This is a genomic window from Blautia intestinihominis (assembly GCF_040096655.1).
In the GTDB taxonomy this organism is placed as follows: Bacteria; Bacillota; Clostridia; order Lachnospirales; family Lachnospiraceae; genus Blautia_A; species Blautia_A intestinihominis.
Genome location: NZ_JBBMEI010000036.1, coordinates 26,112 through 37,970, shown reverse-complemented (window position 1 = coordinate 37,970; position 11,859 = coordinate 26,112). Strand labels below are relative to the sequence as shown.

At 46.0% G+C, this 11,859-nt stretch carries 8 protein-coding genes; all 8 read left to right on the top strand.

Features of this window, described 5'->3' with window-relative positions:
- A partial coding sequence (locus WMO75_RS11870) for an Ig-like domain-containing protein (protein ID WP_349078080.1) occupies window positions 1-375 on the top strand: 375 nt, incomplete at its 5' end.
- 319 nt (window positions 376-694) lie between these two features.
- Complete coding sequence (gene clpB, locus WMO75_RS11865; protein WP_118252560.1) at window positions 695-3,277, top strand: ATP-dependent chaperone ClpB; 2,583 nt, start codon at window positions 695-697, stop codon at window positions 3,275-3,277.
- A gap of 52 nt (window positions 3,278-3,329) precedes the next feature.
- A complete protein-coding gene (locus WMO75_RS11860) occupies window positions 3,330-3,503 on the top strand; it encodes a DUF4250 domain-containing protein (protein ID WP_022214182.1) in 174 nt (57 codons plus the stop codon).
- Window positions 3,504-3,854: 351 nt separating this feature from the next.
- Window positions 3,855-4,316, top strand: coding sequence for a MarR family winged helix-turn-helix transcriptional regulator (locus WMO75_RS11855; protein WP_227222012.1), 462 nt, complete (start codon window positions 3,855-3,857; stop codon window positions 4,314-4,316).
- Window positions 4,313-6,475 (top strand): ABC transporter ATP-binding protein, encoded by a 2,163-nt coding sequence (locus tag WMO75_RS11850; protein ID WP_118698039.1) that lies wholly within the window; start codon window positions 4,313-4,315, stop codon window positions 6,473-6,475. Before WMO75_RS11855 ends, WMO75_RS11850 begins: the two co-directional genes overlap by 4 nt.
- The gene (locus WMO75_RS11845; protein WP_118698040.1) at window positions 6,472-8,316 is read left to right on the top strand and encodes an ABC transporter ATP-binding protein; all 1,845 of its coding nucleotides are present in this window, start codon (window positions 6,472-6,474) and stop codon (window positions 8,314-8,316) included. The genes WMO75_RS11850 and WMO75_RS11845 overlap by 4 nt, the downstream gene beginning before the upstream one ends.
- Before the next feature lie 140 nt (window positions 8,317-8,456).
- Entirely contained in the window at window positions 8,457-10,520 is a 2,064-nt protein-coding gene (locus WMO75_RS11840; protein WP_118252558.1) for a HelD family protein, read from the top strand.
- A 199-nt stretch (window positions 10,521-10,719) separates the two neighbouring features.
- Entirely contained in the window at window positions 10,720-11,826 is a 1,107-nt protein-coding gene (locus WMO75_RS11835) for a hypothetical protein (protein WP_118252557.1), read from the top strand.
- The last annotated feature ends 33 nt before the right edge of the window (window positions 11,827-11,859 follow it).

Below are 11,859 nucleotides of genomic sequence, written 5' to 3'. Positions count from 1 at the left end.
AGAGTAACAAGATACACAAAAGACGGAAAGATCCAGTTAACAGCACAGGGCAGAACCGGAAACACCAATGTAACCATTCGGCTTGCCGGAGGAGCAGTAAAACGAATCAACGTGAAAGTTCAGAGCGGAACTGTAAAAACAACTGCAATAAGAGTATCCTTCACAAAAGCCACCCTTAAAGCAGGAACAAAGAAAACAATATCCACCACAGTAACGCCATCAACTTCACAGGAAAAAGTAACCTACACAACCTCCAACAAAAACATAGCGACAGTCACCGCAAACGGCATAATCACCGCCAGAAAACGCGGAACCGCAAAGATCACCGTCAAATCTGGAAGTAAGAAACAGAGCATTACCATTACCGTAAAATAACAACTCAAAAAAATTGCCCCAAAAACGCAAGTCAATTTTATGGCTTGCGTTTTTTGCCAGAAAAATTATCGGATATTTTTGAAAAATTGTTGATGATTTAATTTGGATGTGCTGAGTTTAAAAGAATTGAGAACTGTCAGCCTCGTGTTTTCTGTATAAACGAAAATAGAAAATTCACAGAATCTTCACAAAATAATTAGCACTCACATCTTTACAGTGCTAACAACATGTGTTATATTACCAGTATAACAAAGATAACCCAAAGGGTACGGAAAGAAATTTCGGTATCCTTTTCCTACGATATAGAGGAGGAAAGCCTATGAATATCAGTAAATTTACACAGAAATCCATCCAGGCTGTTCAGGACCTTGAGAAGGTTGCTTATGAGTATGGCAACCAGGAAGTAGAGCAGGAGCATCTTCTGTATGCGCTGCTGACACAGGAAGACAGCCTGATTCTCAAGTTGATTGAGAAGATGGAGATCAATAAAGATTATTTTATCAACGTAGTGAAGAAAGCCCTGGATGCGAAGGTTAAGGTATCCGGCGGCGATCTGAGATTTGGACAGTATCTGAACAAATCTCTTGTAAATGCAGAGAACGAAGCAAAGGCAATGGGAGATGAGTACGTTTCCGTTGAGCATCTGTTCCTGTCCCTGCTGACACAGCCGAGCCCGAGCATGAAGAAGATCTTCAACGAATTCGGTATCACCCGAGAAAGATTTCTCCAGGCACTTTCTACTGTGAGAGGCAACCAGAGAGTTGTCAGCGACAATCCGGAAGCAACTTATGATACCCTGAACAAATACGGAGAGGATCTTGTCGAGAAGGCAAGAAACCAGAAGCTTGATCCGGTCATCGGACGTGATGCAGAGATCCGTAACATTGTCCGTATCCTTTCTCGTAAGACTAAGAACAACCCGGTACTGATCGGTGAGCCTGGTGTCGGTAAGACAGCAGCCATCGAAGGACTGGCACAGCGAATCGTTGCCGGCGATGTTCCGGAAGGCCTTAAGAATAAGAAGATTTTTGCACTGGATATGGGAGCACTGGTTGCAGGTGCCAAGTATCGTGGTGAATTTGAGGAACGTCTGAAAGCTGTTCTTGAAGAAGTAAGAAAGAGTGAGGGTGAGATTATCCTTTTCATCGATGAGCTTCATCTGATCGTCGGAGCCGGTAAGACAGACGGTGCGATGGATGCAGGCAATATGCTGAAACCTATGCTTGCCAGAGGTGAACTGCATTGTATTGGTGCCACCACACTGGACGAGTACCGTCAGTACATTGAGAAAGATGCCGCACTGGCACGTCGTTTCCAGCCGGTTATGGTTGATGAGCCGACCGTAGAAGATACCATTTCTATCCTTCGTGGACTGAAGGAAAGATACGAAGTCTTCCATGGTGTCAAGATCACAGACAGTGCACTGGTAGCAGCAGCTACACTTTCGCACAGATACATCACAGACAGGTTCCTGCCGGATAAGGCAATCGACCTGGTAGATGAGGCCTGTGCCCTGATCAAGACAGAACTGGATTCCATGCCGACAGAGCTGGATGAGCAGAGACGTAAGATTATGCAGCTTGAGATTGAAGAGTCTGCTCTTAAGAAAGAAACAGACAATCTGAGCAAGGAGCGTCTTGCAGAACTGCAGAAAGAGCTTGCAGAGATGCGTGACACCTTCAACACTCAGAAAGCTCAGTGGGACAATGAGAAACATTCCGTAGAGAAGCTCCAGAAATTACGTGAGCAGATCGAGGATATCAATAAACAGATCCAGAAAGCAAAACAGAACTACGATCTGGAAAAAGCTGCCGAACTGCAGTATGGTGAACTTCCGAAACTCCAGAAACAGCTTGAGATCGAGGAAAAACAGGTCAAAGAAAGCGACCGCAGTCTGGTACACGAAGCTGTCACAGACGATGAGATCGCAAGGATCATCTCCCGCTGGACCGGCATTCCGGTAACGAAACTGACCGAAGGCGAGAGAACCAAACTTCTCGGACTGGAAGACGAACTTCATAAACGTGTGATCGGACAGGATGAAGGTGTACGTCTTGTAACAGATGCGATCCTTCGTTCCAAAGCAGGAATCAAAGACCCGTCCAAACCGATCGGTTCCTTCCTGTTCCTTGGACCTACCGGTGTCGGTAAGACAGAACTTGCCAAGACTCTGGCAGCAACTCTGTTTGATGACGAGCAGAATATGGTACGAATCGATATGAGTGAGTACATGGAGAAATATTCTGTATCCCGTCTGATCGGAGCGCCTCCGGGATATGTTGGATACGAAGAGGGCGGTCAGCTTACAGAGGCTGTTCGTCGTAAACCGTACAGCGTTGTCCTGTTTGATGAGATCGAGAAAGCACATCCGGATGTATTCAATGTACTTCTGCAGGTTCTGGACGATGGTCGTATCACTGATTCTCAGGGCAGAACGGTAGACTTCAAGAATACGATCCTGATCATGACATCCAACATCGGTTCCCCGTATCTTCTCGACGGTATCGACGAGAACGGAAACATCAAACCGGATGCACAGGAACTCGTTATGAACGACCTGCGTGGACACTTCCGCCCAGAGTTCCTGAACCGTCTGGATGAAATTATCATGTTCAAACCATTGACAAAAGACAACATTGGCGGCATAGTAGACCTTATGGTACGCGAACTCAGCAACCGTCTGGCAGACCAGGAGCTTTCTCTGGAACTGACCGATGCAGCAAGGACTCAGGTAATTGAGAACGGCTACGACCCGGTATACGGTGCACGTCCGCTGAAACGTTATCTGCAGAATTATGTAGAGACACTTGCAGCCAAGAAGATCCTTTCCGGTGACGTTCATGCAGGTGATACACTTGTATTGGATGTCAGAGACGGCGAGTTTGTGATCAATACGAAATAAATTGCTGCTGTGTGAGAAGTGCTCAGCGGCAGGATACCACAGGAGGTAAAATATGATACCAAGAGATCCGGTGATGCTGTTGAGCTACGTCAACACACAGCTGAGAGATTTTTATTCCTCCCTGGATGCTTTTTGCGAAGACAAAGACATATCCAGAGAGGAACTGGTAGAGAAACTGTCATCAATTGATTATCAGTACGACACAGTGACAAACCAGTTTGTATAAAACAATAACGCGAAAAGGCATTTGCTTTTCCACAGATATAAGGTGGGAGGCAGATGCCTTTTTTGATGCATTGTATATTATATTGGGGAGAGATAAGTGGTGTTTCTGCTAAGTGTTTGAATCATTAGCCGGGCAAAATGATTTTCTTCTTTTATCCGTAAGTTGTTCCTTTATAAAATCTAAAAAAAGTGTGAAATATACAAAAAACAGTTGCATTTTTTGTGCAGATGCATATAATAAACAATTAGCCGACTAATTAATAGCTGACTAATGAAATGAAATATGTTTTAGTACGGAGGTGAAAAGGTGTTTATAGGAGAAGAACCAGGGTTCGCCCCTGAAGAGCATAGAATGAGTTTTTTGTCTATGTTTATGCGGATCGACCGCCGCTTTATGGGGAAGTGCTTTGGGCAGATGCAGGAACTTGGAATTTATCCGGGACAGATCCCGGTGCTTGGACTTTTGGCATATAAAGACGGATTGAGCCAGCGCGAGATTGCAGAACATTTGAGAATCAAACCGCCGACCGTCAATGTGACCGTCCAGCGGCTGGAAAAAGCAGGATTCCTTTTCCGCAAAGCAGATGAAAAAGACCAGCGTGTCTCCAGAATCTACCTGACAGAGAAAGGCAAACAGGCCAAGGAACGCGGCATGAAACGAGTAGAAGAAAATGAGAAGATCCTTCTTGACGGTTTCAGTGATGCAGAACTTTGTCTCTTACGAAGATTTCTGGAGCAGATAACCGCAAATATCGATAAAATACCCGGATCATCCGGAAAAAATGACACAAAGAAAGCGAGGCAGCAAAAGTGATCAAACTGATGAAGTATCTGAAAAAATCAGCAGGCTATATCATCCTGATCATAGCCCTTCTGTTTCTTCAGGCATACTGTGATCTGTCTTTGCCGGACTACACTTCCAAGATCGTGAATGTAGGTATCCAGCAGAGCGGAATCGAAGACAGCGTCCCTGAAAAGATCAGAAAGACATCCATGGACAGCTTACAATTGTTTATGGATGACGACGACAAAGAAACCGTAGATTCTTTTTATGAAGAAGACGGAGACGATCTCGTACTCAAAGACGATATAACAAGTGACGAACGGGACGAACTGAACAGTATCTTCGGCAAACCGATGATGATCGTGGCAAGTCTTTCATCCGGAAGCGAAGAAGTTACAGCCATGCTCTCCCAGATGAGTGTTCCAGAGGGAACAGACCCGATGCAGGCGATCGCCATGATGCCAGAGGAAGCACTTGATGCGATGACTGAGAAGTTCAGCGAGAAGATCGACAGCATGCAGGATTCCATCATCACCCAGGCAGGTGTCGCTTATGTGAAGAGCGAATATGAGGCACTGGGAGAGGACGTAGATGCGATCCAGATGCATTACATCAAGATTTCAGGTGTCAAGATGCTTGGTATGGCACTGGTAACGATGCTCTGTGCGATCTGTGTCGTATTCCTTTCATCCAGAGTGGCAGCAGCACTTGGTCATGACCTGAGAAATGCCGTGTATCGCAAGGTTATCACCTTCTCAAGCCGTGAATACCACAAGTTTTCCACAGCATCTTTGATCACCCGCTGTACGAACGATATCCAGCAGGTGCAGCAGGTAATGGCAATGCTTTTCCGTATTGTTCTTTATGCGCCGATCCTTGGTATCGGAGGTGTGATCCGTGTACTTAATACCGATTCTTCCATGACCTGGATCCTTGGTCTGGCAGTCGGACTGATCCTGGTAGTCATTATCGTTTTGTTCCAGGTGGCAATGCCGAAATTTACCGCATTACAGACACTGGTCGATAAACTGAATCTGGTAACACGTGAGATCCTTACCGGTATCCCGGTCATCCGTGCATTCAGCCGTGAGAAACACGAAGAAGAACGTTTCGAGGAAGCAAACGAGCGACTGACAAAGACAAACCTGTTCGTCAACAGATGCATGACCTTTATGATGCCGACCATGATGCTTATTATGAACGGTGTTTCCGTACTGATCATTTACAGCGGTTCCTATGCCGTTGATAACGGAACTATGCAGGTAGGTAATGTTATGGCATTCATCCAGTATGCAATGCAGATCATCATGTCCTTCCTGATGATCACAGCCATGTCCATCATGCTCCCGAGAGCAAACGTGGCAGCACTTCGCATCAATGACGTTCTCAAGACAAAAGTAAGCGTCACAGATCCGGAGAATCCGGTCCAGCCAGCCGAGAATATCAAAGGAACGGTTGAATTCGACCATGTAAGTTTCGCTTATCCGGAAGCAGGAGAGAATGTCCTGACGGACATTTCCTTCAAGGCGGAGAAGGGTGAGACGATTGCCATCATCGGAAGTACCGGAAGCGGCAAGAGTACTCTTGTAAACCTGATCCCTCGTTTTTACGATGTGACAGAAGGTAAAGTTCTCGTGGACGGTATCGATGTCCGTGATATGACACAGAAAGAAGTCAGATCCAGACTTGGATACGTACCGCAGAAGGGAGTCCTTTTCTCAGGTACGATCGATTCCAACATCCGTTACGGCAAGACTGATATTTCAGAAGCAGAAGTAAAAGAAGCAGCAGAAGTTGCACAGGCAACGGAGTTTATCGAGACAAAACCGGAGAAATACACATCCCCGATCGCACAGGGAGGAACCAACGTATCCGGTGGACAGAAACAGAGACTTTCGATCGCGAGAGCGATTGCCAAGAAACCGGAAATCTTTATTTTTGACGACAGCTTTTCTGCACTGGACTTCAAGACAGACAGTACCCTGCGTAAAGCACTCAAAGCACATACAAAAGATGCGACAACGATCATTGTTGCACAGCGTATCAGTACGATCCTGAATGCAGACAAGATCATTGTCCTGGATGACGGACATATGGCTGGTATCGGTTCTCACAAAGAACTGATGAAGAACTGTGAAGTTTACCGCCAGATTGCAATGAGTCAGTTGTCAGAGGAGGAATTGGCATGAGTGGACAGAGACGACGTGGACCGATGGGCGGCAGAGGAATGCGCCCGACAGAAAAAGCAAAAGACTTCAAAGGTGCGATGGGCAAACTGTTCCGCTACATGGGACGCTATAAACTGCGTTTTGTGATGGTGTTCATTTTTGCGATCGCAGGAACAATCTTTAATATTGCAGGACCTAAGATCCTTGGTAAAGCGACAACCGAACTTTATACAGGTCTGGTTGCAAAGGTAAACGGAACCGGAGGCATTGATTTCACGAAGATCGGCACGATCCTTCTGTGGACACTGGGACTGTATGTGGCAAGCGCATGCTTTTCCTTTATCCAGGGCTGGATCATGACTGGTATCTCCAATGACGTGACCTACAACCTCCGTAAAGATATTTCAAAGAAGATCAACAAACTGCCTCTGAATTATTTCGAGAGCAGGACAAACGGTGAGATCCTCTCCCGTGTAACAAACGATGTTGATACACTGCAGATGAGTCTGAACCAGAGTCTGACACAGCTGATCACATCTGTGACAACTCTGATCGGTGTATTTATCATGATGCTTTCCATCAATGTGTGGATGACACTGGCAGCACTTCTGATCCTGCCGGTTTCCATGTTTATCATCCAGGCAGTGATGAAGCATTCACAGAAATACTTCCAGGCACAGCAGAATTACCTTGGCGCAGTCAATGGTCAGATTGAAGAAAACTTCGGCGGACATGACGTAGTAAGAGTATTCAACAAAGAAAACGATGTTCTGGAAGAATTCGAAAAAGACAACAAGAAACTTTATGAATCTGCATGGAAATCACAGTTTTTCTCAGGAATGATGATGCCGATCATGCAGTTCGTAGGAAACCTCGGATATGTAATGGTAGCACTGCTTGGAGGAGTCTTTGTTATCAAAGGTTCCATCGAAGTCGGTGATATCCAGTCCTTTTTCCAGTATATCCGTAACTTTACACAGCCGATCCAGCAGATCGCGCAGGTAACAAACCTCCTGCAGTCATCCGCAGCGGCATCCGAGCGAGTATTTGAATTCATCGAGGAAGAGGAAGAAGTACAGCAGCCGGAACATCCGGATTCTATCGAAGGTCTGAATGGAAATGTACAGTTCGAGCATGTAGAGTTCGGTTACAACCCGGATAAGATCATCGTTCATGACTTCTCCGCAGATGTACATGACGGACAGAAGATCGCAATCGTAGGTCCGACCGGAGCAGGTAAGACCACCATGGTCAAACTCCTGATGCGTTTCTATGATGTGAATAAGGGTGCAATCAAGGTAGACGGACACGATGTCAGAAACTTCAACCGAAGCGAACTTCACGAGATGTTCGGTATGGTGCTACAGGATACCTGGCTGTTCTCCGGAACGATCATGGAAAACATCCGTTATGGCCGACTGGATGCAACGGATGAAGAAGTGATCGCAGCAGCAAAAGCAGCACATATCCACAACTTCATCATGCAGCAGCCGGGCGGATACCAGATGGTACTGGATGAAGAGACCAGCAACATTTCCCAGGGACAGAAACAGCTTCTTACGATCGCGAGGGCGATCCTTGCGGACAACAAGATCCTGATCCTTGACGAAGCAACATCCTCCGTCGATACAAGAACAGAAATGCAGATCCAGAAAGCGATGGATAATCTGATGAAGGGACGAACCAGTTTCGTTATCGCACACAGACTTTCCACGATCAAGGATGCAGACCTGATCCTCGTTATGAAGGACGGAGACATCATCGAGCAGGGCGATCATGAAGAACTTCTGGCAGCCAAAGGATTCTATGCAGACCTTTACAACAGCCAGTTTGACAATGGTTCTTCAGAACTTTGCTCATAAAGCCAGAAATAAAACCAGAATTTTAAGCCACGAAAAGGCAGCTATTGGCAGGAGTCAGCTCTTGTCAACGGCTGTCTTTTTGAGTATAATAAGAAAATTATATTTAATAAAAAGTCTGGCAGGAAAGGGAGGTATTTATGATGAGCGGCAATATAGAAAATGGCAGAGAGTACCTGCTGCATGTAATGGAATGTCTGAAGAAACGTCTTGCCGAGACAGATGCTGCGATCCTTGAGGGTGAGAAAGAGATCGAGGATATGCACGAATATTACTGGGAAAACTATACAGAGATGGATGAGTACGGTTATGAAAATTTTGATAACCAGCAGGCGCTTTTCCGTCAGATGAATGCGAATGAAGAACAGTTCCTTCTTCGCAAGAGATTTAAGAAGATGATGGATTCTCCGTTTTTTGGAAGAGTGGATTTTCGGTATGACGGAGATGACGAGCCGGAGCTTTTTTATATAGGGATCGGAAATCTCTCGGAGCGGGCGGGGAGCCTGCCACTGGTGTATGACTGGCGTGCTCCGGTCAGCGGACTTTTTTATGATTACGACAAGGGTTCTGCGTCCTATGAGGCACCTTCCGGTGTTTTTGAAGGCGAGATTACTTCCAAATGGCAGTACAAGATCCGCAATGGAAAAATGATCTACGAGTTTGAGAGCGATGTCAAGATCGATGATGAGATCCTGGGCGCAGAGCTTGGAAGCAAGGGCGAAGTCCAGCTCAAAAACATCGTCCGGACGATCCAGAAAGAGCAGAATACAATTATCCGAAACACAAGTGATAAGATTATGGTAATCCAGGGAGCTGCGGGAAGTGGTAAGACTTCTGTTGCACTTCACAGGATCGCGTATCTTCTGTATCACGACAGAGAAAATCTGAAATCTTCCAATATCCTGGTCCTTTCACCGAATGGTGTGTTTGCAGATTATATCTCGCACATCCTGCCGGAACTGGGAGAGGAAAATATCCGCGAGATGAGTTTTGATCTGTTTGCCTACCGTGAACTTAAGGGGATCGTTTCTGACTGTGAGGACAGGTATGACCAGATCGAGCGTTCTGTCCTTATTCCGGAATCACAGGAACTGTGCAGGGAGAAACAGTCGGCAGGATTTGCAGGTCAGATGGACGCTTACATGCTAGGGCTGGAAGATGAACTGATGAATTTCAAGGACATAGAGTACAAGGGCTGTACGCTTTCCGAGAAGGAGATCATTGATCTGTTTTACTTTAAGTTCCTGGATATTCCGCTTCTTTCCAGAATGGAGGCAGTGGCAGAATATTTCATCGATCAGGTGGAGACACTGAGGGACAGAGACCTCGCAGATGAAGAAAAGGAAGAACTGACGGAGCGTTTTCTGCGTATGTATGAGACGAGAGACTGCTATGTTCTGTACAGTCGTTTTCTTGAAGAGGCAGGCTACGATCCACTGCCGCGTGTTCCGCTGGAGAAGCGTAAGCTGCGTTATGAGGATGTCTATCCGGTCCTTTATCTGAAATATTCTCTTTTCCGCTGCAAAAATCATCATGGCATCAAGCATGTCGTGGTTGATGAGATGCAGGATTATTCCTGGATCCAGTATGTGCTCCTTCGGAAACTTTTCCCGTGCAGGATGACGATCCTCGGAGATAAGGCACAGACGATGGAAGAGCAGCAGCAGGATGTACTGAAATTTTTGCCGAAGATCTTTGGCAGGGATATCCGCAAGATCGTTATGAACAGAAGCTATCGAAACACGATGGAGATCGCAGAGTATGCCAATAAGCTTACCGGAATCCAGGATATGGAACTGTTCGAACGCCACGGCGAGCCGGTTGAGGAGCGGTCTTTTGCGAAGCTTGAGGAAGCTCTGGATCAGGTGATCGTAGACTGGGAAGCAAAGAGAGCAGACTATGAGACAGAAGCGCTGATCTTTTTTACAGAAAGAGAGGCAGAGCATGCGTATCTCTATATAGAAGAGAAACTGAAAAACCTGGACCCGGACGGAGAGTACCAGTTATCGTACATGAACCGTGACAGTCAGAATTTCAAAAAAGGTCTGACAGTGACTACGTTCTATCTTGCAAAAGGTCTGGAGTTTGATCAGGTATTCGGAGTTTTTGCAGCAGATGCAGAGGACGGACTGAGTAAACAGGCGAAATATATTGCAGCGACAAGGGCACTTCATGAGCTGCATATGTATGATTACAAAAAGCTCTGAAACCCATATATTTTCAGGAAAAAACGCAGATAAAAGATTACAGAAAAGAAGATATCCGACACAGAAAATTCACAATATTTTACAGGATTTTCATAAACCATCAGGGAAAATTCATTGACATGCATGTAATAAAATTGTAAAATATAGCACAAAGGTTTTATTATAAACTATAATCATAACCGATATTAAGGAGGATGTTATGAGAAACAAAAGAATTCTTGCGATTTCAGCAATTGCCATATCAGCATCTGTATTTATGGCTGCCTGCAGTTTCGGCGGCAGTAATCCGGATGAGTCTGTTGCAGTAAGTGTAACACCAACACCGGTGGCAACCGAGACACCAGCTCCGACAGCCACGATCGCTCCGAATGTACAGGCTACTACCTATACATCCGCAGACAAATCCGTAGCGATCAACCTTCCAAACGCAACATGGGCAAACAAGACAGATGAAGCAGATACACTCAGCTTTGAATCTCCTGACGAGGGCAAGATTCTGATCCTTCACGGACAGGGAGCAGACACCATGGCTTCAACCGTGATCCCAAGCACACAGGACATGGCTACCTCTCTTGAGCAGGCAGACGGAGACAAGGTTGACGGAACAGACTTTGAGATCCAGGACTACACTTCTACAGATGTGAATGGCATTGGCGTGTACACCTACACAACCAAGATGCTGAACACAGAGAAGAGCAACGGAAGCCTGTATGTGATCCACAAGGTTATCGCAAACGATTCCGAATACTACAGCATCGAAGCATCTGTTAACAAAGAAGATGTTCTTTCCGCAGTGAAATCATCCGTAGATTCTTTCCAGATCCTTGGTGATTCTTCTCTGAAAGAAGCAGCTCCGAAGCAGGCAGCAGCTTCCACTCCGGCAGCCGACAATGCAAACGCAGCTTCTTCTGATGCAAACGCAAATGCAGCAGACAGCAGCGCAGCAGCAGATACTTCTGCGGCAGGAACAGACAGCAGTGCAGCCACAGATACAACAGGAAGCACAGACAGCAGCAGCGACGGATCCGAAAGCTATGACAGCTCCAGTGATTCCAGCTCTACAACAATTTCCAACTCTGCAGGATTCACAGATGAGCAGCTTTCCAACACAGATGAGACAAGAACCATCTATCGTAATTCTGACGGACATCCGCTTGTGATCACACCGGACGGAAACGGAAGCTGGGTTGACTTTGACGGAAATACCTACAACTTTACCAGCGATGAGGACGCTTACGACGAGAACGGAACAAGCTACTACTGGCATGGTGAGGGAGCAGACGTATATTATATGCCTGTTCAGTAACAACAGAACACGATCTGATTTATCGTCAGCATG

What these genes read in the sequence shown, in the direction of transcription:
- WMO75_RS11845 (WP_118698040.1), top strand. Translation starts at nt 6,472, where the DNA reads ATGAGTGGACAGAGACGACGTGGACCGATGGGCGGCAGAGGAATGCGC.
- WMO75_RS11840 (WP_118252558.1), top strand. Translation starts at nt 8,457, where the DNA reads ATGAGCGGCAATATAGAAAATGGCAGAGAGTACCTGCTGCATGTAATG.
- clpB (WP_118252560.1), top strand. Translation starts at nt 695, where the DNA reads ATGAATATCAGTAAATTTACACAGAAATCCATCCAGGCTGTTCAGGAC.
- WMO75_RS11860 (WP_022214182.1), top strand. Translation starts at nt 3,330, where the DNA reads ATGATACCAAGAGATCCGGTGATGCTGTTGAGCTACGTCAACACACAG.
- WMO75_RS11835 (WP_118252557.1), top strand. Translation starts at nt 10,720, where the DNA reads ATGAGAAACAAAAGAATTCTTGCGATTTCAGCAATTGCCATATCAGCA.
- WMO75_RS11855 (WP_227222012.1), top strand. Translation starts at nt 3,855, where the DNA reads ATGAGTTTTTTGTCTATGTTTATGCGGATCGACCGCCGCTTTATGGGG.